Source organism: Pseudomonas sp. IT-P2 (assembly GCF_949767575.1).
In the GTDB taxonomy this organism is placed as follows: Bacteria; Pseudomonadota; Gammaproteobacteria; order Pseudomonadales; family Pseudomonadaceae; genus Aquipseudomonas; species Aquipseudomonas pharyngis.
This window is the reverse complement of sequence record NZ_CATKQA010000022.1, coordinates 692,696-711,847: the sequence shown is the minus strand read 5'-3', so window position 1 is coordinate 711,847 and position 19,152 is coordinate 692,696. Positions and strand designations below refer to the sequence as shown.

The following is a 19,152-nucleotide window of genomic DNA, read 5'->3' as shown; positions in this document are numbered from 1 at the left end:
TCAGGCATAAAAAAGCCCGACTCAATGGTCGGGCTTTTTCTTTCCGCAAAAAGCAGTGCTTATTTGGCACGGCCTTTGTAGGAACCGCCTTCGCGGGTATCGATCTCGATCATGTCGCCGATTTCGATGAAGTCAGCAACCGACAGCTCGGTACCGTTCTTCAGTTTGGCAGGCTTCATCACCTTGCCGGAAGTGTCGCCGCGAGCGGAACCTTCGGTGTAGTCAACCTGACGCACGATGGTGGTCGGCAGCTCTACGGAAACCAGACGGCCTTCGAAGAATACGGCTTCGCAAACGTCGGTCATGCCTTCTTCCACGAATGGCAGAACGCTTTCGATGTCTTCGGCGTTCAGCTCGTACATGGTGTAGTCGGTGGTGTCCATGAACGTGTAGGAGTCACCGCTGATGAAGGACAGGGTCGCTTCTTTGCGGTCCAGGATCACGTCGTCCAGCTTGTCGTCCGCACCGTAAACGGTTTCGGTCTTGTAACCGGTCAGCAGGTTCTTCAGCTTGGTCTTCATGATCGCGCTGTTACGGCCCGACTTGGTGAATTCAGCTTTCTGAACCAGCCAAGGATCGTTGTCGATACGGATCACGGTACCGGGTTTGAGTTCTTTACCAGTTTTCATTGCGAATATCCGAATTTGGATGGGATTTACAAAAATCTAGGCCGCGTATCATATCCAATTTCGGTAAAACTGTACCAGCGCCGTCGCAAGATCGGCCTGCAAGGCTTGTTCCAGACACCACGCGCGGGCATTTTCCTGCAGTTCGGGCCAGTATTTACGGGCCTCAAGCCAGTGGTCGCCGATAGGCTGGCCGGCACTCCAGGCACGCCAGAGACCGTTCATCGCCTCGGCGGCAGCGGGCGAAAGGCGTTTTGTGTAAAGCGTAAGGAAGGCATCGAGCTTGTCGAGGTGGATGTCTTCGTCCTGCTGATAGATGTGCCACAGCATCGGCCGCCCCGCCCACTGCGCCCGAACGAACGAGTCCTCGCCGCGCACCGCATTGAAATCGCAGCACCAGAGCAATTGATCGTATTGATCCTGACGGACGAACGGCAGCACCTGCAAGGTCAGCGACTGACGAACGTGCATTGCCCCGACCGGCAGCGACTCGACTCCGAGCCAACGGGCGACATCGCCGAGAATCCGTCCTTCCGGCACCAGCAGATGGATAGGCGTAGCGTCCGCCGCGAGCACATCCAGCCAACTGGCGAGTCCAGCATTCTCGTAGGCAAACAGCGAAATCAGCTGCGCACCGGGCGCAGGAGCTATTCCCAGAGCGTGCAGGAATTGTCGCTGCGCCTCGGGATTCTGTTGAAACTGCTGACGCCGCTCCAGTAAACCGCTCTCACGCAGCAAGCCGCCGGTCCCCGGCTGAAATCCCGGAAAGAAAAAGTACTTCTGCACCGACTTGTACTTCACCGACGGCAGACCGTGGCAGCCAGTCACCCAGTCTTCAGCGCTGAGATAGTCGAGGTTCATCCACAACGGCGACTGTTCCCGTTCGGCCATGGCGTCCATGTAAATGCTCGGCAACTGGCAGGCAAAAGCCGCGATCACCACGTCGGCCGCTGCTGATTCCTGCCACTCAGCCGGCCAGTGCCGGACTTCGACGCCCTGCTGCCATTGCTGATCGAGGCCGATGTCGATTTCCGGGCAAATGCGTTCGAAAGCGCGCAGGTCATCGACCCACAATCGCACCGTCATTGCCTGCTCGCTGACCAGTTGCCGGGCCAGACGCCAGGTCACGCCGATGTCGCCGTAGTTATCGACGACCGTACAAAAAATGTCCCAGCGGGTGTTCAGTGGCGACATTCAAGGCTCCCGTTGGCAAAAGCGCCGATTGTCCGCATAAATGTCTCCGTGCAGAAGAGCCGACGGCAATTAATCTTCGTGCGACAATCGCTGCTCGCCCGCATACATCCGCCAGGAGGCAGCCATGCCCTATCGTCCCAACCCGCGTCGCCCGTTACCTGTTCAGCTTAGCGCGCTGCAATTGACTGGCAGCATTGCCCTGGGTCTGTGGCTGGGTTTTCTGGCCATTGCACTGACCTGCTGGCTCGCCTCACTACTCTTCAGCCGTCAGTTGCAGCCAGTGGCGGAGACGGTGCAACAGCTGAGCAAGCCTCCCGTAACCGCCCAGCCGCAGCCAGAACCTGAGCCACAAAACCGCCTGTTCGAACAGTACGAAGAAAACCTGCGCAAGAACGAGCAGCAGGCACGCCTGGACCAGGCCCGTGGCAGCACACGTAATCTGTCGAACCCCAAATGCCAGTTCTGGCTGCAACAGGATCAGACGGCCCCCAGCGAAAAGAGCCGCGCCAACGTCCTGCAATTCTGCGATTGATCATGAATAAACAGACGGTTCACCAACTGATTCTCGACAAGCTGCGCGTCGATCTCGACATCGCCGAACGCGCGGCGCAAACCGCTTACGAAACCGCAACCCACGAAGAGAACATCGCCGAAAACAAGTACGACACTCTGGGCCTCGAGGCGTCGTATCTGGCGGCGGGCCAGGCGAAACGGGTCGAGGAAATTCGTCAGTCACTGGCGCTGTGCCAGAACCTGACGCTGCGCGCGTATGACGATCAACGCGGGATTGAGATCGGCGCCCTGCTCGGTCTGGAAGACGAAAAGGGTCGCGAGCAATGGCTGTTTCTGGCGCAGGATGCGGCGGGTCTGAAAGTCGATGTGGTGGGTCAGCCGATTACAGTCATCACCCCGCGCTCGCCGCTGGGCAAAAGCCTGCTGGGCAAGTTCGAGGGTGACGAGGTGGAGATTCTGGTGGCGGGCACCCGGCAACAGTTTGCTGTCACCGAGGTGCTGTAGACGGGGACTTAGTGGACGGGCAGTTCGACACCATCGAAAAGCTCTTCCAGTTCCTGCTTGTTGTGGCACTGAATGGCCTTGGCCATGACTTCGCGGGTCAGGTGCGGCGCGAACTTCTCGATGAAGTCGCACATGAAGCCGCGCAGGAAGGTGCCGCGACGGAAACCGATCTTGGTCACGCTGGACTCGAACAGTTCGCTGGCATCGAGCACCACCAGATCGTTATCCAGTTTGGTGTCGACCGCCATTTTCGCCACGATGCCAACACCCAGGCCCAGCCGTACGTAGGTTTTGATCACGTCGGCGTCGGCAGCAGTGAAAACCACTTTCGGCGTCAGGCCGCGATGGCTGAAGGCTTCGTCAAGTTTCGAACGGCCGGTGAAACCGAACACGTAAGTCACGATCGGGTATTCGGCCAGCGCTTCGAGGGTCAGCTTCGGCAGTTTGGTCAGCGGGTGGCCCTGAGGCACGACCACGCAACGGTTCCAGCGATAGCACGGCATCATCACCAGATCGCCGAACAGCTCCAGCGCTTCGGTGGCAATGGCGAAATCGACGGTGCCGTCAGCGGCCATCTCTGCGATCTGCATCGGCGAGCCCTGGTGCATGTGCAGCGCCACGTCCGGGTATTGCTTGATGAAATTGCTGATCACCGGCGGCAGCGCATAGCGTGCTTGAGTGTGAGTGGTGGCGATCGACAGGGTGCCCTTCTTCTCGTTGGAGAATTCCTGGGCGATCTGCTTGATGCTTTCGACCTTGCGCAGAATTTCACCGGCAGTGGTGATGATGCGCTCGCCGGCTGGCGTGACACGGGTCAGGTGCTTGCCGCTGCGGGCGAACACTTCGACGCCCAGTTCGTCTTCCAGCAGACGGATCTGTTTACTGATGCCCGGTTGTGAGGTGTAGAGGCTTTGGGCTGTAGCGGAAACGTTGAGGTCGTGGTGCGCCACTTCCCAGATGTAGCGCAATTGTTGAAGCTTCATATGAATCCCTCAAAGCAGGTAGACGCCACGGGCATCAGCGACGGTATATAACTATATTAATGGTTTGAAGAATAAATCTAGAACTTTTTTATCAAAGTGCCATTATTCCTGCTTCAGCGATCCTCCCGACGCCGACGCTCCACCAGCGGCACCAGATAAACCGGCACCTTGGACAATTGCAGCAGCCGGGCCGCCGTTCGCCCCAAAGGTGTTTCCGCCCCGACCCCGTGGCTGTGACTTCCTACGATCAGCAAATCGACAGAGAGTTTCTGCACCTGATCGAGAATCACCTGTGACGGATCGCCCTGCAGCACCCGTACTGCGCGTATCCGCTGCAGGTCCTGCTCGCCCTCGTCCCCCAGTTCTTCGCGAAAACTGTCGAGCACCCGCTGCTCGATATTGGCAATGACCGTTTTCAGACCCTGACTGTGAAATTCGTTCAATGCCTGTTCGTCGAGATAGCTCTGCAACACCGATTCGGCAAACAGCCCCATGGGCTCCACCGCGTGCACCACGTACAGATCGGCATTGAACGTTCGCGCCATCGCCAGGGCATGCTGCATCACTAACGGTGCGTACAGACCGAGGTCAGTGGCATACAGCATCGAACGAATCATATGACCTCCTCGCGTGCCAACATGGCGGAGATTTGATTCAGCTTAGCAGTGCCTTGGCGAGTACGACGTGCGACGCAACGTCTTGAACCACGAGGGCTTTAGACCGCCGGTTCGTTGCTGATGCCATGAGGCACGTGACCGGTCGCCACCACTTCCCGGGCCAGCTCGCAGTGGCCGGCCTGATCGTCGAAAAACACGTCGGCGGCGAAGGCTTCGAGGAACGCCGATTTGGTCAGGCCGCCGAGGAACAGCGACTCGTCCAGACGAATGTCCCACTCGCGCAAGGTACGGATCACCCGCTCGTGGGCCGGAGCCGAGCGCGCGGTGACCAGTGCGGTGCGGATCGGGCACTCCTCATCGGAGAACTCGCGCTGCAACAGATTGAGCGCCGCGAGAAAGCCCTTGAACGGCCCGCCGCGCAACGGTTCGCGAGCGGATTCACGCTCCTTGGCCTGGAAGGCTTCGAGGCCACCGGATTGATAGACGCGCTCCGACTCGTCGGAAAACAGCACCGCATCACCGTCGAAGGCGATGCGCAATTCGTCGCTGGCCGCACGACTGGCGCCGCCGGACAGAATGGTCGCCGCCGCGAAACCGGCATCCAGTGCGGCGCGTACGTCTTCGGCATGGGTGGAGAGAAACAGGTCGCAACCGAAAGCCTTCAGATACGGATAAGGACTGCGCCCGCCAACGAACGCCGCACGGGAGATCGCCAGGCCGTAGTGACCAATGGAGTTGAAAACGCGCAGGCCGGTGTCGGCGCTGTTGCGCGACACCAGAATCACCTCGACCCGGGCGCGACCGAGGCGACTGTTGAGATTGAGCAGTTTTTCCACCAGCGGAAAGGCATCACCCGGCGCGAGGATTTCGTCTTCGTGTTCGATCTGATATTGCCGATAGGCTTCGACGCCGCTCGACAGGTAGACCTTGTGACTCTCACTGAGGTCGAACAGGGCACGGGACGAGATCGCCAGCACCAGTTTGTCATCGATGTTCTTGGCCATGCCTTTCCCCCAATGCGACCGGTTTAAACGTTGCGCCGGTCGATAAAGCTCAATGTGCGATACAACGATTCGATACGCGGCAACTCGCAGCCTGCCGCTTTTGCCGCCGCCAAAGGACGAGCGTAGATCGCCTCCAGCTCCAGCGGTCGCTTGTGCAGGAAATCGTGATACATGCTCGGCCAATAGTCGGGCATTTTCTCGGTCATCATGAACAGGTATTCGGCGTAACCGGGCGGCATGTCGTGGCCGCAGGCCTTGGCGCCCTGCACCACTTCAGCCATCAGTGCCTGAATCAATGCGCGACTGTCATTGTCGGCCATCAACGGCGTGGTGCCGGCGCCGAGCAATACCGAAAGCCCGTTATAGGGAATGTTCCACACCAGTTTCTGCCAGCGCGCCTGATGCAGGTTCGGCATCGCCTGGGAATCGAGACCGGCGGCCCTAAACAGACTGGCGCCCTCCTCGACGATTGCCATGCGCGCCGCGTCATCCGCTGCCGGGCCGCTGTGATAACCGACGTTCACCGCCCCCAGCGCCTGGTGGGTGACCTGGCCCGGCCCTTCGCGGTGGACGCAGATCAGGCACAAGCCGCCCAGCAAATGCAGGGAGTCGGGCAGCAATGCCCGCAAGCTGTCTTCGACGTCGAGGCCGTTTTGCAATACCAGCACTTTCGCGCCGGGTTTCGCCGCCTGAATGATCGACGGCGCCAGCCCGGCATTGCTGGTGGTCTTGGCGCCGACCAGCAGCCAGTCGCAGGGCGGCATGTCTTCAGCCGACGAATAGGCCTGCACCGGGCTCAGCGTCAACGCACCATGCACGGCACTGTCTACCTGCAAGCCGCGCTCGGCGACTGCGGAAAATTCACTGCGCAACAGAAAGTGCACATCGAACCCGGCCCGGGCCAGCATCACCCCATAAAACCCGCCGATGGCGCCGGTGCCAATGATCCCCACCACCGGTTTGTTCACTGCTCCCATTACGGCAACTCCTCTGCAATTCGACCCAGCGCCTGCGCCACGGCTGCGTTCAGCTCATCGGCATTCAGGCGCGTGTGTACCGCCCCAAAGAACTCGCCGTCGCGCACCACAAACAGCGCCGGCAAATGAAAGACCTGATAACGCTCGACCAGTCCGCCGTTGTCACCGGCATCGATCCAGCACACGCGATCGACGACCAGATCGAGCCCCGGCAACACTTCGCGGGCATAGCGGCAACTGGCGCAGCCGACGCTGGTGAAAATCACCAGCGAAACGCCGCTCATCGTCAGCAGCCGCTGGTCGGCGTCGAAATCGGTCAGCTGCGATTCGACCACTATACTGGGGGAAACAATGTCAAATGGCCGACACAGGGAGTCTGTGCTCATGGGACGGTTTATTCCTCATCCGGATGAAGTACCCGTTGAGTTGACCTTGCTCACACCGGAGTGTATTTCGCGTCAACGGCTGCACACTATCAGCCTCGGCGGCATCGCTTGCAATTACCACCGTGCCTGGCGCCATGGCACCGCATTGCAAGTGCGCATGCCCACCCTCAACGCCGACATCTGTTATCCGGGCTACGTGGCCTGGTGCCTGCGACGTAAAAAAGGCTATCTGGTGGGCATCGCCTTCACCGACGAACAGACGCTGTTCAGCGCCCGAATGGGTGAGCAGGTGTGTCAGATCGAACGCTATTGCCGACTCAACTACGCCCACGAAGACCTCCAGGATATTCAGGCCCTGGCCCTGCAATGGGTCGAACAACACGCCGACGAGTTCTCCCACGACACCGTTCGCAAGGCTTTCGCGCAGCCTGTGCTGGACTGAACAGTGACTTGCCCATTGTCTAGCAGGCGCCTAACGCGATAAGGTTCGGCTCCCCGACGCGCTTAAATCCGCTGTGCTCCGCCGCGCGGGGATCGCTGGCGGCCGGCACCCGTGACCTGACGAGTAAACGATGGCTGATTTACCGATCAACGACCTGAACGTCGCTTCCAACGAGACCCTGATCACTCCCGATCAGCTCAAGCGTGATATCCCTCTGAGCGACGCGGCCCTGCGCACCGTCACCAAGGGTCGCGAAGTCATCCGCAACATTCTCGATGGCACCGACCATCGTCTGTTCGTGGTGATCGGCCCCTGCTCGATCCACGACATCAAGGCTGCCCATGAATATGCCGATCGCCTGAAGGTGCTGGCGGCAGAAGTCTCGGACACCCTGTATCTGGTCATGCGCGTGTATTTCGAGAAGCCACGGACCACCGTCGGCTGGAAAGGCCTGATCAACGACCCGTACCTGGATGACTCGTTCAAGATCCAGGACGGTCTGCACATCGGTCGCCAGTTGCTGCTGGACCTGGCCGAGAAAGGTCTGCCAACCGCGACCGAAGCCCTCGACCCGATTTCCCCGCAGTACCTGCAGGACCTGATCAGCTGGTCGGCCATCGGCGCACGGACTACCGAATCCCAGACCCACCGCGAGATGGCTTCCGGCCTGTCCTCGGCGGTCGGCTTCAAGAACGGCACCGACGGCGGCCTGACCGTGGCGATCAACGCCTTGCAGTCGGTCTCCAGCCCGCACCGTTTCCTGGGCATCAACCAGGAAGGTGGCGTGTCGATCGTCACCACCAAGGGCAACGCCTACGGCCACGTGGTGCTGCGCGGCGGCAACGGTAAGCCGAACTACGATTCGGTGAGCGTCGCCCTGTGTGAGCAGGCGCTGAACAAGGCGAAGATCAAGCCGAACATCATGGTCGATTGCAGCCACGCCAACTCCAACAAGGATCCGGCCCTGCAACCGCTGGTGATGGAGAACGTCGCCAACCAGATCCTCGAGGGCAACCAGTCGATCATCGGCCTGATGGTCGAAAGTCACCTGAATTGGGGCTGCCAGGCCATCCCGAAAGACCTCGCCGACCTGCAATACGGCGTGTCGATCACTGATGCCTGCATCGACTGGTCTGCTACCGAGAACACCTTGCGCAGCATGCACGCCAAGCTCAAGGATGTACTGCCCAAACGTCAGCGCAGCTGAGAGCCGTTTCGCAGGCACAAAAAAACGCCGGGCATTGCCCGGCGTTTTTGTGTGTGCGGTGAGGTCAGTCAGATCTTGGCGGTGCGCCGCTGATGACGCTCCATGTAGCGCTCCACGTAGGAGCACGAAGGAATGACCGTGTAACCCATTTCATCGGCGTATTGCAGCGCCCGCTCGGTCAGGGCTGCCGCAATGCCTCGGCCACGCAGCGCGTTGGGCACGAAGGTGCGGTAGATATCCAGGGTCTGTTTCCCCAGATCCATGTAGGTCAGGTAGGCACGATGACCGTCCACATTGGTCTCGAACTGATGACCAGCCTGGTCATGGTGGATGGACAACGCCTCGCTCATCACTACTCCTCGCGGGTCTCGAATTCTGACCCCTACCTTACCGATGTTTTCCCGGCGAAGGAACATCTACGCCACCCCGTGCCTGATGGACACCGAGAAGAACTGCACCGATCTCGCGCAACCCGAGCACGTATCAAATAGTAGGCACCATTGGCGAAAATGCTCAAGGTACGCTCGTCATCGTGCGAATTGACGGGGCAGTTCCGGTGGACTCAGGGCCGGTTCGGGAGACGATCTTCCCGAGCCGAAAGGCTGAACATCGCCGGATGTTGAGACTTAAGACGAGCCGCCTGTTTTAAAGTCACCTCAACATGGACAAAGATATGCGAGGCGCTGCGCAAATTCGCAACAAAAGTGTGGACGAATCCATATAGACAGACTTTGGCCACTACCTGCAAAACAGCGCACGGCACCGGGAACTTTTTCTCATTAACTCGCTCATCTCGCGGCTTACAGCTGGATATTTTTTATACAGCGCAGTTAAAAGTTGCTCGAAAAAGAATCAACGCCTACAATTTTTTTTGCTTCTTGCCTTACGTCAGTTTACTTACTACAAGTAATGGGTAGTATGTACGCCGGCTATTTCCTCAATCGGAGGAGACAGCCACTTAATTGAAAGTCCTTGAAGGGGAACACGATGAACAACGTTCTGAAATTCTCTGCTCTGGCTCTGGCCGCAGTTCTGGCTACCGGTTGCAGCAGCGCATCGAAAGAAACCGAAGCACGTCTGACCGCTACTGAAGACGCAGCTGCTCGCGCCCAGGCTCGTGCAGATGAAGCTTACCGTAAAGCTGATGAAGCTCTGGCTGCTGCTCAAAAAGCACAACAGACCGCCGACGAAGCTAACGAGCGTGCTCTGCGCATGCTGGACAAAGCTAGCCGCAAGTAATAATCCTCCGGGATTGTTATCGAGCCGACCCATTTTTTGGGTCGGCTTTTTTGTGCCCGCTGTTTTCTACGGGCGACAAAAAACCCGCCGATGCAATAGCCTCGGCGGGTTCTGTCTTACAGCTTATTGCTGGAGGTCGATCGGTGCGCTGGAGACCATCGGCGCCGAAGTGTTCGGCGTGCCGATTTCAGTTGGCAGGCCATCTTCGGCCGCCACCACATCACGCACCACATCCCAGTTCATGCGCAGATTGTTGGTGATGTCTTCGCGCTTGAGCATCGCATTGATCACGGCGGTGTGCTTGTCGACCACCGACGGGTTGCCCTTGTCGTCAATCGGCGTGTGCGCTTCCAGATAGACCTTGCCGCCACTGCGACCGAACTTGTACGCATCGTTGATGATCCGCACCGACGTACCCACCGGCACCATGCTGGCCATTTCCAGCACGTTGTTGTTGAACATGCGGAAGCAACCGTGGCTGGTGCGCATGCCGATGCCGAACTTCTTGTTCGAACCGTGGATCAGGTAGCCTGGAGTCCCCAGGGTGAACTTGAACGGGCCCAGCGGGTTGTCGGGACCGGCGGGCACCACGTTCGGCAACGGATCGCCATCGGCGGCGTGCTCGGCCTTGATCGAGGCAGGCGGCGTCCAGGTCGGGTTCGGAGTCTTGGCAGTGATCGAGGTGTGGGCAATCGGCGAACCCCAGCCCTCACGACCAATGCCCAATGGGAAGGTGTACACCACGTTCCGGCCCTTCGGGTAGTAGTAGAGACGGTATTCGGCCAGGTTGATCACGATGCCTTCACGCGGCCCCGGCGGCAGGATGAAGCGGGTCGGCAAAACCACTTCGGTACCGGCACCCGGCAACCAGGCATCGACGCCCGGGTTGGCCGCGACCATCTCCGAATAACCCAGATCGTAGGTGGTGCCCAGATCGGCAAAAGTGTCTTCGTACTTGGCCTTGATCACCTGTACCTGGCCGATGATGTCCTCACCGGGTGGTGGCAGGGGAAACTCCAGTGCGGCAACGGGACCGGCCACACACAGGGCGGCAAGAGACAGGCAGCGGGTGACGGCAGGAAAACGCGGCAACATCCGGAGAATCCTTCGCAAGATCGACAAGGGTATAAGAGCGCGATTGTACACCGCGCCCAGGGAATTCGGGGAGATGCGCCGATAGACCGCGATATCGACGAAAAAGGACTCAGAGCTCGAAACGCAGCTCAGGCCAGATCGGCGAGGTGCCGCGCTTCTGCGATTCGAGGATTGCCCGGCACAGCGAGCACAGGCGCTGATCCTGGAACACCCGGCGATCCACGCTCGACCAGCGCGGTTGCGCCGGCAGCAGACTGCCGCACAGGGTGCGGTCCGCCGAACCACCGAGCTCCAGTTGACGGGTCACCAGATGCACCCGCACTTCCTGGCAGGCGAACAGATCCAGCTGTTCGTCAGGCTCGATCAGTTGGTAGGCGAACAGGGACCAGGCAGGACGCGGCATCGGGGGCTCCAAATAAGGGGGCGCCACATTAGCCGAAAGCCTGCCGCTAGAAAAGCCTCATAGCAGCGGTTTTAGCGTCGGCCAGACATTTTCCAGCAACTTGCCCTGAGCCCCGGCCGCCGGGTGCAGACCGTCGGCCTGCATCAGGTCCGGATGCCCGCCCACGCCGTCGAGGAAAAACGGCACCAGCGGGATTTTTTTCTCCTCGGCGAGCTTGCCGTAGACCTCGGCAAAGGCATCGGTGTAGCGCTTGCCGTAGTTGGGTGGCAATTGCATGCCGAGCAACAGCACCTTGGCACCGCTCTGGCGAGAGCTGTCGATCATCGAAGCAAGATTTTGTTGCAATTGCGTCGGCGGCATTCCGCGCAGGCCGTCGTTGCCGCCCAATTCGAGGATCACCAGTTCCGGCTTGTGCTCTGCAAGCAGCGCCGGCAGCCGCGCCTGGCCTCCGGCGCTGGTGTCGCCACTGATGGACGCATTGACCACCTTATCGTCAAAACCTTCGGTCTTGAGCCGCTGTTCAAGCAACGACACCCACCCAAGCCGGGTATCCAGCCCGAAACCGGCGCTGATACTATCGCCAACGATCAGGACTGTACCCGCCGCTGCGTTCTGGGCCATGCACATCAAGGCCAGGCCAGCACTCAAAAACCACACACGCATCGGATTCTCCATGGGCGCAAGCATTCTCACCGCGAAGAACCTTAGCAAAGTGGTTCCCAGCGCGGAAGGTGAACTGACCATCCTGCACGAACTCAGCCTGGAACTGAACAAGGGCGACAGCCTGGCCATCGTCGGCGCGTCCGGTTCCGGCAAATCCACCCTGCTGGGTCTGCTCGCCGGCCTCGATCTGCCGAGTAGCGGCGAAGTGACGCTCGCCGGGCAAGGCCTGAGCAATCTCGACGAAGACCAGCGCGCGCGCATTCGCGCCGAGCACGTGGGCTTCGTCTTTCAGTCGTTCCAATTGCTCGACAGTCTGAACGCGCTGGAAAACGTCATGCTGCCGCTGGAGCTCGACGGCCGCAAAGACGCCCGAAGTCGCGCCACCGAACTGCTGCAACGGGTCGGCCTCGGCCAGCGCATGACTCACTCGCCACGTCAGCTCTCCGGTGGAGAACAACAGCGCGTGGCGATTGCCCGGGCCTTCGCCGCCGAGCCGGACGTGCTGTTCGCCGACGAACCCACCGGCAACCTAGACAGTCACACCGGCGAGCGCATCAGCGACTTGCTGTTCGAATTGAACAAGGAACGCGGCACCACCCTGGTGCTGGTGACCCACGACGAACGCCTGGCCCATCGTTGCCGGCGCCTGATCCGTCTTGAAGCCGGCCTGTTGGTCGCCCCTCTGGAGCCTTGATGGCACGTCTGCCGCTGTTGCGTCTGTTCAGTCTCGCCCTGCGCCAACTGCTGCGCGATGCCCGCGCCGGTGAACTGCGGGTGCTGTTTTTCGCCTTGGTGGTGGCGGTCGCGGCGAGTACCGCGATCGGCTATTTCGGCGCCCGCCTCAACGGCGCGATGATGCTGCGCGCCACCGAGTTTCTCGGGGCCGACCTGTCGCTCGAAGGCAGCTCGCCGGCTCGTCCGGAACAAATCCGGAGCGGCACCGAGCTGCGCCTGGATCATGCACAGGTGGTGGAGTTTTCCAGCGTCATCGCCACGGACAACGGCATTCAGCTCTCCAGTATCAAAGCCGTCGACCGCGCCTATCCGCTGCGCGGCGAACTGAAAAGCGCTCCCGCCCCTTACGCGACAGAGGAGGCCGGAGGCGAGCCGCAGCCCGGTGAAGCCTGGGTCGAAGCGCGCCTGCTGACGGCGCTGGACTTGAAGATCGGCGACAGCATCGACGTCGGCATGAAGACGTTGAAACTGACGCGAGTGCTGACTTACGAACCGGATCGCGCCGGTAACTTCTACAGCCTGACGCCACGGGTGCTGATCAACCTCGACGACCTCGCCGCCACCGGCGTGGTGCAACCCGGCAGCCGGGTAAGTTACCGCGAACTGTGGCGCGGTGAGCCGCAGGCGCTGGAAACCTATCGCCAACTGATCAAACCGGGCCTCGCCGCCAACCAGCGGATTCAGGATGCCCGCGACGGCAACCGACAGATCGGCGGCGCACTGGGCAAGGCCGAACGTTATCTGAACATGGCCAGTCTGGTCGCCGTGCTTCTGGCCGGGGTGGCGGTGGCGTTGTCGGCCAACCGCTTCGCCAGTCGCCGCTTCGATGCCAGCGCCCTGCTGCGTTGCCTGGGTCTGTCACGCCGGGAAACCCTGGTGCTGTTCAGTCTGCAACTGACGGTGCTCGGCCTGCTCGCCAGCCTCGGCGGCGCCCTGCTCGGCTGGCTCGCGCAATTGGGATTGTTTGCGCTGCTGCATGATCTGCTACCGACCGACGTACCGCCGGGTGGCTTGCTGCCGGCACTGGCCGGCATCGGCACCGGGCTGGTGGCGCTGGCCGGTTTCGCCCTGCCACCGCTCGCCGCACTGGGCCGCGTGCCGCCGTTGCGGGTATTGCGTCGGGACATGCTGCCGATTCCATCGAGCACCTGGATGGTCTATGGCGCGGCACTCGGCGCGCTCGGGTTGATCATGTGGCGCCTGAGCCTGGATCTGCTGCTGACGTTCGCCCTGCTCGGCGGCGGTGTGGTCGCCGCGCTGGTACTCGGCGGCTTGCTGCTTTTGCTGCTGCAGAGTCTGCGTCGCCTGCTCGCACGCGCGTCTCTGCCGTGGCGCCTCGGGTTGGGTCAGTTGTTGCGCCATCCTTTGGCGGCAGCCGGCCAGTCACTGGCCTTCGGGCTGATCCTGCTGTCCATGGCGTTGATTGCACTGCTGCGCGGCGAACTGCTCGACACCTGGCAAAACCAGTTGCCGAAAAACGCACCCAACTACTTCGCGCTGAACATCCTGCCGGCGGACAAACAGGCCTTCACCGATCACCTGATCAATGTCTCGGCCCAGGCCGCGCCGTTGTATCCGGTGGTACCGGGAAGGCTGATCAGCATCAATGGCGAAGCGGTGCAGCAGATTGTCAGCAAGGATTCGGCCGGCGACCGCGCGATCCAGCGCGACCTGAGCCTGACCTGGGCGGCCGATCTGCCGGCGGGCAACAAGATCACCGCCGGTTCGTGGTGGACCGGCCGGCCTTCGGACGATGTTCCGGGCGTCTCGGTGGAAGGCAAGGTGGCCGAAAGCCTCAAGCTCAAACTGGGCGATCACATGGTGTTCAGCGTCGGCGGGGTCAATCGTGAAGCGAAGGTCACCAGCCTGCGGGAGATCAACTGGGACAACTTCCAGCCGAACTTCTTCATGATCTTCCAGCCCGGCACCCTGAAGGATCTGCCGGCGACTTACCTGACCAGCTTCTATCTGGCGCCCGGTCACGATCAGCAGATTGTCGAGCTGTCGCGAGCATTCCCGGCAGTGACCATCCTGCAGGTCGAAGCCTTGCTCGAACAGCTGCGCAGCATCCTCGCCCAGGTCACCCTGGCGGTGGAGTATGTGTTGTTGTTTGTATTGGCGGCGGGGATGGCGGTGCTGTTTTCCGGGTTGCAGGCAACGCTGGACGAACGCATTCGCCAGGGCGCACTGCTGCGTGCGCTGGGTGCCGAGCGCCAGTTGCTGATCAAGGCGCGACGAATCGAGTTCGGCTTGCTCGGCGCGGTCAGTGGATTGCTCGCGGCGATCGGTTCGGAAGTGGTGAGCCTCGTGCTGTATCGCTTCGCCTTCGACCTGCCATGGCACCCCCATCCATGGTTGCTGCTGTTGCCGTTGATCGGCGCGGCGCTGATCGGTGGCGCTGGAGTGTTCGGCACGCGACGTGCGCTGAACGCCAGCCCGCTGACAGTGTTGCGCGAGGGTTGATAGACTCCAGCGATCTCCATCAAAAGAAGTTGCCATGAGCCGTTATCGCCCTCCCCGCACCGCCGGCACCGCGCTGATCACCCCCGAGGGTGAAGCGCGGATGCGCGCCGAATTCCATGAGCTGTGGCATGTGCGCCGACCGCAGGTGACGCAGTCGGTCAGCGAAGCGGCGGCTCAGGGTGATCGTTCGGAAAATGCCGAGTACACCTACGGCAAGAAAATGCTGCGCGAGATCGACAGCCGCGTGCGCTTTCTCACCAAACGCCTTGAGGCGTTGAAAGTGGTCAGCGAAAAACCCAGTGATCCGAACAAGGTCTACTTCGGCGCGTGGGTGACCATCGAAGACGAAGACGGCAAACAGTCGCGCTATCGCATCGTCGGCCCGGACGAGCTGGACCTGAAACTCGGCCTGATCAGCATCGACTCACCGCTGGCCCGCGCCCTGATCGGCAAGGCGCTGGATGCCGAAGTTCGGGTACAGACGCCAACCGGCGAACAGTTCGTCTACATCGTGGCGATCGAATATCCCTGACACTCAGCGCCGGGTGATCAGGCCCTGGCGTGCGACGCGGGTTAATTGGCGAATCATTTCCGGCGCCTCTTCACGGCTCGGGGCCTGAATGACGGCCAGATCGAAACTGTCATCGGCAAAACGCGCCAGCGACTCACCGTCTTCAACGAACTGGATCAGGAATGCGGCAGGACCGCCGCTGCGACGTGGCCAGCCATCGAGATAACGCAACAGCGTCGGCTGATGTTTGCCGCCAAGCAGGATTTTCGGATTGCGCTGGGTGATATGTGCCGTGATCGGCGCGGGACGTGCTGGAGGGCGTAGTGCATTCATCGTGTCGTGTCTCTGCCTCAAAAGTCTGCATGGCAGGTGAGAGGCAACACCGAACCAGCGCTTTAGCGGTATTTCGAAGCCCTGTTCCGGCTTCTGACGGCAACTGAAGAATAGTCACCTGGCGCCCCGCAAGTAGCTGTTTAAATCGGCGCATGAGCGGCATCCTAGAGAACGTGACCGCCCAGTGTCAAGAATCAGCCGCAACAAAAAAGGCCCGCAGAATGCGGGCCTTTTGCTTGAGCCAGAGCGGTCAACCGGCGATGGCGCGATCCACCGAGAGCTTGCCGGCACCTTCGATCAGTACTGCCAGACTGCCGCCAAGCAGAGCCAGGGCGAACTCGTAACCGTTGTTGGCCATGAACAGACCGTTGCTGATGTGTACGGTGAAGATCGCCACCAGCGACAGGAAGGTCAGACCCAGTGCCGCCGGGCGAACCAGCAGGCCGATGATCAGCGCCAGACCGGCGAAGAACTCGGTACCGCCGGCCAGAGTGGCCATCAGGTAACCCGGGGTCAGGCCGATGCTTTCCATGTATTGCGCAGTGCCCGCCAGACCGTAGCCACCGAACAGGCCGAAGAGTTTCTGCGAGCCGTGGGCAGCGAAGATCACGCCGACGGCAATGCGCAGAATGGTCAGACCGTAGCCGGCGCGGGTGAACAGAACCTTGTTGATCAGAGAGCTCATGTTGCGTTTCCTTGTTGTCAGAAGTGCTTGTTGGTTGGCCGCTATATTAATCAGTTATTTTCATGTTAAAAGCGCAAAAATTCCGCCATAACAATCAACTTATTTGATCATTTGCGTGAGACAACTTTCTGCCCCCCGGGCTCCAACGACTCCCGCTCCCGGTCGAACGCCAAGTAATACTTGTTCACGCTATTAACATAGCTGACGGGGCCCATTCCCACCTGCTCCATGGCGATGCGCTCGACCTGAAAGAACCACTGGTTGGGATTCAGGCCGCGACGCCGCGCTTCGGCACGCATGCCTTGCACTCGCTCCGGACCAATGTTGTAGGCCGCCAGGGTGAACGCCATGCGCTCGCGCTCATTGAGTTTCGGACTGTTGAAGAACTTGCGGCGGATCATCGCCAGGTACTTGGCCCCGGCCTGCACATTCGCATCGAGATTCTGGATGTTGTTGACGCCAACCCGCTGTGCCGCCGACGGGGTGATCTGCATAAGCCCGGTCGGCCCGCTGCCGCTGCGCGCGTTGGGCTGCAGCGCCGATTCCTTGAAGGCCAGCGCCGCCAGGTTGAGCCAGTCCATGTTTTGCGCTTCGGCGTGCTTCTGCAGGGTCGGGCGCAGTTTTTCCAGACGCTGACGGTCAGCCTTGGCCAACGGATAGTGCACTTGATAGAGACGGCGGTAGATCCGCAGGAAGGCCGCATCTTCGTTCGCCGGCTTCTTGTAGCCGGTGAGGAAGCGGTCGATGCTCGCCCGCAACATCGACGCATCACGGCGCACGAACCAGTATTCCTCGCCCGGCTCGTTGATCATTACCTGCCGGTCGAAACGCAGCTTGGGCAGGATCTTGCCCCAACGCTCGGCAATCGGTTGCTCGACGATGGTCAGGTGGAAAATCCCGCCCTGAACCATCTCAAGCACATCCTCGACCGCCAGCGTTGGATCGACCCATTCGATCTTGATCGGCGCCAGTTTGTGCAGCGCCAGTTTCTGGTTGAGCTGGCTGACCGCCTCCCCCGCCGCACTGCCGGTGGGCAACGCCAGGGTTTTGCCGGCCAGTTGTTCAACCTTGGTGTAGCGCTTTTCACCCTTGATGCCGACCAGCACCAGCGGCACGTTGCTGGCAATCGGCTCGCTACTGGCGACTGCGTGGCCCGGTTGCAGCTCGAGCAGTTCGCCCGGCGCCACCAGATCGCCTTCGCCACGCTGCAACGCACCGAGCAATTGATCCTTGGCTTTGGGGATGATCTTGAGGGTGATTTCCTGGCCGTCGCGAGCGTGGCCGTTGAGGTATTGCTCGAAGGCGCGCAGCCGGTGGTATTCGATGCCGATGGCCTGGCCCTGGACTTCGCCGGAGCTGTTGCGGCTCTGGTTGACCAGCACCCGCAAGACGCGGCTGCTGCGGATTTCGGTCAGGTCGCGAACCTTGGCGGCCGGCACGGCTTGCAGTGGTCCGGGCAGCCGCGCGACCGCCGTCATCGGCAACAGCAGCGAACCACACAGCAGGAGCAAAACCGAGGGACGAATCATCCACTCTCCGGAAAGAATACGGGGCGTTTCACCGCTGAGCGGTCGTAAAACACCGACGAAAACAGAGCGCCTGGAGCGCTGATAAAGTGCGAAAGACTGGCACAGTGATGGCAATTCTGCCAACCCGGCCTGCTACGCGGCCTCAACAGACAGCCATAAGCCGTTGTAGTTCTTGGCTTTTCTTATAAATCTACAGCTCTGATATGCTTTCCGGCCTTCGGCCCGAGGTAGCACCATGCAACTCATCGATATCGGCGTCAACCTGACCAACCCCAGTTTCGCCGACAAACACCAGGCCGTGCTCGACCGCGCCTACGCTGCCGGGGTCTGCCAACTGGTGCTGACCGGCACCAGTGTCGAGGGCAGCGAACAGGCGCTGGAGCTCTGCCAGCAACTGGATCCGGACGGCCAGCGACTGTTTGCCACCGCCGGCATTCACCCGCATTCGGCCAGCGACTGGAACGCCGACAGCGCACGGCGTCTTCGCAGCCTGCTGCAGGAATCGAACGTAATGGCGGTGGGTGAATGCGGACTGGATTTCAACCGCGATTTCTCGCCGCGCCCGCAGCAGGAAAAAGTCCTCGAAGAACATCTGGCGCTGGCCGCCGAACTGCAATTGCCGGTGTTCCTGCACGAGCGTGATGCGAGCCAGCGCCTGCTGGAAATCCTCCGTGACTTCCGCGACCGATTGCCCGCCGCCGTGGTGCATTGCTTCACCGGCGAGCAGAAAGCCTTGTTCAGCTACCTCGATCTGGACCTGCACATCGGCATCACCGGCTGGATCTGCGACGAGCGTCGCGGCACCCATTTGCATCCGTTGGTGAAGGAGATCAAACGCGGTCGCCTGATGCTGGAAAGCGATGCGCCGTATCTGCTGCCACGCACACTGCGGCCAAAGCCGAAGAACGGGCGCAACGAGCCGGCGTATCTGACCGAAGTGCTGCGTGAGGTTGCGCTGCATCGAGGCGAAACCGAGGAAGATCTGGCGGCCCATACCACCGCCTGCGCGCGGGCGTTCTACGGTTTACCTATCCTGCCCTGAA

23 protein-coding genes are annotated in these 19,152 nt (G+C 60.7%); 9 read left to right on the top strand and 14 right to left on the bottom strand.

The window, feature by feature from the left end; genetic code table 11:
• Positions 1–59: 59 nt before the first annotated feature.
• Together ACM6JM_RS15970 and earP are read right to left on the bottom strand one after the other, a co-directional pair.
• Positions 60–629 carry an elongation factor P gene (locus ACM6JM_RS15970; protein WP_007955690.1) on the bottom strand — a complete coding sequence of 190 codons (570 nt, stop codon included), beginning with the start codon at positions 627–629 and terminating at the stop codon, positions 60–62.
• Positions 630–677: 48 nt separating this feature from the next.
• Positions 678–1,820, bottom strand: coding sequence for an elongation factor P maturation arginine rhamnosyltransferase EarP (gene earP, locus ACM6JM_RS15965; protein WP_414882196.1), 1,143 nt, complete (start codon positions 1,818–1,820; stop codon positions 678–680).
• A gap of 124 nt (positions 1,821–1,944) precedes the next feature.
• Between earP and ACM6JM_RS15960 the strand changes: the two genes are divergently transcribed.
• The gene (locus ACM6JM_RS15960; RefSeq protein WP_414882195.1) at positions 1,945–2,352 is read left to right on the top strand and encodes a hypothetical protein; all 408 of its coding nucleotides are present in this window, start codon (positions 1,945–1,947) and stop codon (positions 2,350–2,352) included.
• 2 nt (positions 2,353–2,354) lie between these two features.
• Positions 2,355–2,837 carry a GreA/GreB family elongation factor gene (locus ACM6JM_RS15955; protein WP_414882194.1) on the top strand — a complete coding sequence of 161 codons (483 nt, stop codon included), beginning with the start codon at positions 2,355–2,357 and terminating at the stop codon, positions 2,835–2,837.
• Between the two features lie 8 nt (positions 2,838–2,845).
• Here the strand turns inward: ACM6JM_RS15955 and cysB are convergent, their stop codons facing one another.
• The 5 genes from cysB to ACM6JM_RS15930 all read right to left on the bottom strand — a co-directional run bounded on the left by cysB (position 2,846) and on the right by ACM6JM_RS15930 (position 6,804).
• The gene (gene cysB, locus ACM6JM_RS15950) at positions 2,846–3,820 is read right to left on the bottom strand and encodes an HTH-type transcriptional regulator CysB (protein WP_003183769.1); all 975 of its coding nucleotides are present in this window, start codon (positions 3,818–3,820) and stop codon (positions 2,846–2,848) included.
• 113 nt (positions 3,821–3,933) lie between these two features.
• Complete coding sequence (locus ACM6JM_RS15945) at positions 3,934–4,437, bottom strand: universal stress protein (RefSeq protein ID WP_007955683.1); 504 nt, start codon at positions 4,435–4,437, stop codon at positions 3,934–3,936.
• Between the two features lie 98 nt (positions 4,438–4,535).
• Positions 4,536–5,441: a 5'-nucleotidase gene (locus ACM6JM_RS15940; protein WP_039770472.1), complete on the bottom strand. Its 906-nt coding sequence runs from the start codon at positions 5,439–5,441 to the stop codon at positions 4,536–4,538.
• Positions 5,442–5,464: 23 nt separating this feature from the next.
• Positions 5,465–6,418, bottom strand: coding sequence for a putative 2-dehydropantoate 2-reductase (locus ACM6JM_RS15935; RefSeq protein WP_074687990.1), 954 nt, complete (start codon positions 6,416–6,418; stop codon positions 5,465–5,467).
• Positions 6,418–6,804 carry a thioredoxin family protein gene (locus ACM6JM_RS15930; RefSeq protein WP_039770475.1) on the bottom strand — a complete coding sequence of 129 codons (387 nt, stop codon included), beginning with the start codon at positions 6,802–6,804 and terminating at the stop codon, positions 6,418–6,420. Before ACM6JM_RS15930 ends, ACM6JM_RS15935 begins: the two co-directional genes overlap by 1 nt.
• Between ACM6JM_RS15930 and ACM6JM_RS15925 the strand changes: the two genes are divergently transcribed.
• Together ACM6JM_RS15925 and ACM6JM_RS15920 are read left to right on the top strand one after the other, a co-directional pair.
• On the top strand, positions 6,803–7,246 hold the full coding sequence (locus ACM6JM_RS15925) for a PilZ domain-containing protein (protein ID WP_039770477.1): 444 nt from the start codon (positions 6,803–6,805) through the stop codon (positions 7,244–7,246). The genes ACM6JM_RS15930 and ACM6JM_RS15925 overlap by 2 nt on opposite strands.
• 130 nt (positions 7,247–7,376) lie before the next feature.
• Positions 7,377–8,453, top strand: a complete 1,077-nt coding sequence (locus ACM6JM_RS15920) for a 3-deoxy-7-phosphoheptulonate synthase (RefSeq protein ID WP_007908583.1) — start codon at positions 7,377–7,379, stop codon at positions 8,451–8,453.
• Between the two features lie 68 nt (positions 8,454–8,521).
• On the opposite strand, the gene ACM6JM_RS15915 is transcribed toward ACM6JM_RS15920, so the two are convergent.
• Positions 8,522–8,803, bottom strand: a complete 282-nt coding sequence (locus tag ACM6JM_RS15915; protein WP_007955658.1) for a GNAT family N-acetyltransferase — start codon at positions 8,801–8,803, stop codon at positions 8,522–8,524.
• A 637-nt stretch (positions 8,804–9,440) separates the two neighbouring features.
• Here ACM6JM_RS15915 and oprI point away from each other — a divergent pair.
• On the top strand, positions 9,441–9,692 hold the full coding sequence (gene oprI / locus ACM6JM_RS15910) for an outer membrane lipoprotei OprI (protein WP_025113130.1): 252 nt from the start codon (positions 9,441–9,443) through the stop codon (positions 9,690–9,692).
• A gap of 123 nt (positions 9,693–9,815) precedes the next feature.
• On the opposite strand, the gene ACM6JM_RS15905 is transcribed toward oprI, so the two are convergent.
• From ACM6JM_RS15905 to ACM6JM_RS15895, 3 genes are all read right to left on the bottom strand, one after another.
• Positions 9,816–10,787 (bottom strand): L,D-transpeptidase family protein, encoded by a 972-nt coding sequence (locus ACM6JM_RS15905; protein ID WP_039770479.1) that lies wholly within the window; start codon positions 10,785–10,787, stop codon positions 9,816–9,818.
• 109 nt (positions 10,788–10,896) lie between these two features.
• A complete protein-coding gene (locus tag ACM6JM_RS15900; RefSeq protein ID WP_003226812.1) occupies positions 10,897–11,190 on the bottom strand; it encodes a hypothetical protein in 294 nt (97 codons plus the stop codon).
• 57 nt (positions 11,191–11,247) lie between these two features.
• Positions 11,248–11,853, bottom strand: a complete 606-nt coding sequence (locus ACM6JM_RS15895; protein ID WP_007955652.1) for an arylesterase — start codon at positions 11,851–11,853, stop codon at positions 11,248–11,250.
• Between the two features lie 10 nt (positions 11,854–11,863).
• On the opposite strand from ACM6JM_RS15895, the gene ACM6JM_RS15890 reads away from it, so the two are divergent.
• Genes ACM6JM_RS15890 through greB form a run of 3 tightly spaced genes read left to right on the top strand, consistent with a single transcriptional unit; the run spans position 11,864 to position 15,583 of the window.
• A complete protein-coding gene (locus ACM6JM_RS15890; protein ID WP_414882193.1) occupies positions 11,864–12,547 on the top strand; it encodes an ABC transporter ATP-binding protein in 684 nt (227 codons plus the stop codon).
• The gene (locus ACM6JM_RS15885) at positions 12,547–15,051 is read left to right on the top strand and encodes an ABC transporter permease (protein ID WP_414882192.1); all 2,505 of its coding nucleotides are present in this window, start codon (positions 12,547–12,549) and stop codon (positions 15,049–15,051) included. Before ACM6JM_RS15890 ends, ACM6JM_RS15885 begins: the two co-directional genes overlap by 1 nt.
• A gap of 34 nt (positions 15,052–15,085) precedes the next feature.
• Entirely contained in the window at positions 15,086–15,583 is a 498-nt protein-coding gene (gene greB / locus ACM6JM_RS15880) for a transcription elongation factor GreB (RefSeq protein WP_039770483.1), read from the top strand.
• A gap of 3 nt (positions 15,584–15,586) precedes the next feature.
• Here the strand turns inward: greB and ACM6JM_RS15875 are convergent, their stop codons facing one another.
• The 3 genes from ACM6JM_RS15875 to ACM6JM_RS15865 all read right to left on the bottom strand — a co-directional run bounded on the left by ACM6JM_RS15875 (position 15,587) and on the right by ACM6JM_RS15865 (position 18,109).
• A complete protein-coding gene (locus ACM6JM_RS15875) occupies positions 15,587–15,895 on the bottom strand; it encodes a hypothetical protein (RefSeq protein WP_011335317.1) in 309 nt (102 codons plus the stop codon).
• Between the two features lie 250 nt (positions 15,896–16,145).
• Positions 16,146–16,580, bottom strand: coding sequence for a DoxX family protein (locus tag ACM6JM_RS15870; protein WP_007950955.1), 435 nt, complete (start codon positions 16,578–16,580; stop codon positions 16,146–16,148).
• A gap of 107 nt (positions 16,581–16,687) precedes the next feature.
• Positions 16,688–18,109 (bottom strand): transglycosylase SLT domain-containing protein, encoded by a 1,422-nt coding sequence (locus ACM6JM_RS15865; RefSeq protein ID WP_074687998.1) that lies wholly within the window; start codon positions 18,107–18,109, stop codon positions 16,688–16,690.
• Between the two features lie 235 nt (positions 18,110–18,344).
• Between ACM6JM_RS15865 and ACM6JM_RS15860 the strand changes: the two genes are divergently transcribed.
• A complete protein-coding gene (locus tag ACM6JM_RS15860; protein WP_414882191.1) occupies positions 18,345–19,151 on the top strand; it encodes a TatD family hydrolase in 807 nt (268 codons plus the stop codon).
• Position 19,152 lies beyond the last annotated feature (1 nt).

Bases quoted from the DNA above. Each gene is read 5' to 3' on its own strand.
- ACM6JM_RS15890 (WP_414882193.1), top strand. From the start codon at position 11,864: ATGGGCGCAAGCATTCTCACCGCGAAGAACCTTAGCAAAGTGGTTCCC.
- earP (WP_414882196.1), bottom strand. From the start codon at position 1,820: ATGTCGCCACTGAACACCCGCTGGGACATTTTTTGTACGGTCGTCGAT.
- ACM6JM_RS15915 (WP_007955658.1), bottom strand. From the start codon at position 8,803: ATGAGCGAGGCGTTGTCCATCCACCATGACCAGGCTGGTCATCAGTTC.
- ACM6JM_RS15885 (WP_414882192.1), top strand. From the start codon at position 12,547: ATGGCACGTCTGCCGCTGTTGCGTCTGTTCAGTCTCGCCCTGCGCCAA.
- ACM6JM_RS15940 (WP_039770472.1), bottom strand. From the start codon at position 5,441: ATGGCCAAGAACATCGATGACAAACTGGTGCTGGCGATCTCGTCCCGT.
- ACM6JM_RS15930 (WP_039770475.1), bottom strand. From the start codon at position 6,804: ATGAGCACAGACTCCCTGTGTCGGCCATTTGACATTGTTTCCCCCAGT.
- ACM6JM_RS15895 (WP_007955652.1), bottom strand. From the start codon at position 11,853: ATGCGTGTGTGGTTTTTGAGTGCTGGCCTGGCCTTGATGTGCATGGCC.
- ACM6JM_RS15870 (WP_007950955.1), bottom strand. From the start codon at position 16,580: ATGAGCTCTCTGATCAACAAGGTTCTGTTCACCCGCGCCGGCTACGGT.
- ACM6JM_RS15875 (WP_011335317.1), bottom strand. From the start codon at position 15,895: ATGAATGCACTACGCCCTCCAGCACGTCCCGCGCCGATCACGGCACAT.
- ACM6JM_RS15945 (WP_007955683.1), bottom strand. From the start codon at position 4,437: ATGATTCGTTCGATGCTGTATGCCACTGACCTCGGTCTGTACGCACCG.
- greB (WP_039770483.1), top strand. From the start codon at position 15,086: ATGAGCCGTTATCGCCCTCCCCGCACCGCCGGCACCGCGCTGATCACC.
- ACM6JM_RS15925 (WP_039770477.1), top strand. From the start codon at position 6,803: ATGGGACGGTTTATTCCTCATCCGGATGAAGTACCCGTTGAGTTGACC.
- ACM6JM_RS15920 (WP_007908583.1), top strand. From the start codon at position 7,377: ATGGCTGATTTACCGATCAACGACCTGAACGTCGCTTCCAACGAGACC.
- cysB (WP_003183769.1), bottom strand. From the start codon at position 3,820: ATGAAGCTTCAACAATTGCGCTACATCTGGGAAGTGGCGCACCACGAC.
- ACM6JM_RS15860 (WP_414882191.1), top strand. From the start codon at position 18,345: ATGCAACTCATCGATATCGGCGTCAACCTGACCAACCCCAGTTTCGCC.
- ACM6JM_RS15970 (WP_007955690.1), bottom strand. From the start codon at position 629: ATGAAAACTGGTAAAGAACTCAAACCCGGTACCGTGATCCGTATCGAC.
- ACM6JM_RS15935 (WP_074687990.1), bottom strand. From the start codon at position 6,418: ATGGGAGCAGTGAACAAACCGGTGGTGGGGATCATTGGCACCGGCGCC.
- ACM6JM_RS15955 (WP_414882194.1), top strand. From the start codon at position 2,355: ATGAATAAACAGACGGTTCACCAACTGATTCTCGACAAGCTGCGCGTC.
- ACM6JM_RS15960 (WP_414882195.1), top strand. From the start codon at position 1,945: ATGCCCTATCGTCCCAACCCGCGTCGCCCGTTACCTGTTCAGCTTAGC.
- ACM6JM_RS15905 (WP_039770479.1), bottom strand. From the start codon at position 10,787: ATGTTGCCGCGTTTTCCTGCCGTCACCCGCTGCCTGTCTCTTGCCGCC.
- oprI (WP_025113130.1), top strand. From the start codon at position 9,441: ATGAACAACGTTCTGAAATTCTCTGCTCTGGCTCTGGCCGCAGTTCTG.
- ACM6JM_RS15900 (WP_003226812.1), bottom strand. From the start codon at position 11,190: ATGCCGCGTCCTGCCTGGTCCCTGTTCGCCTACCAACTGATCGAGCCT.
- ACM6JM_RS15865 (WP_074687998.1), bottom strand. From the start codon at position 18,109: ATGATTCGTCCCTCGGTTTTGCTCCTGCTGTGTGGTTCGCTGCTGTTG.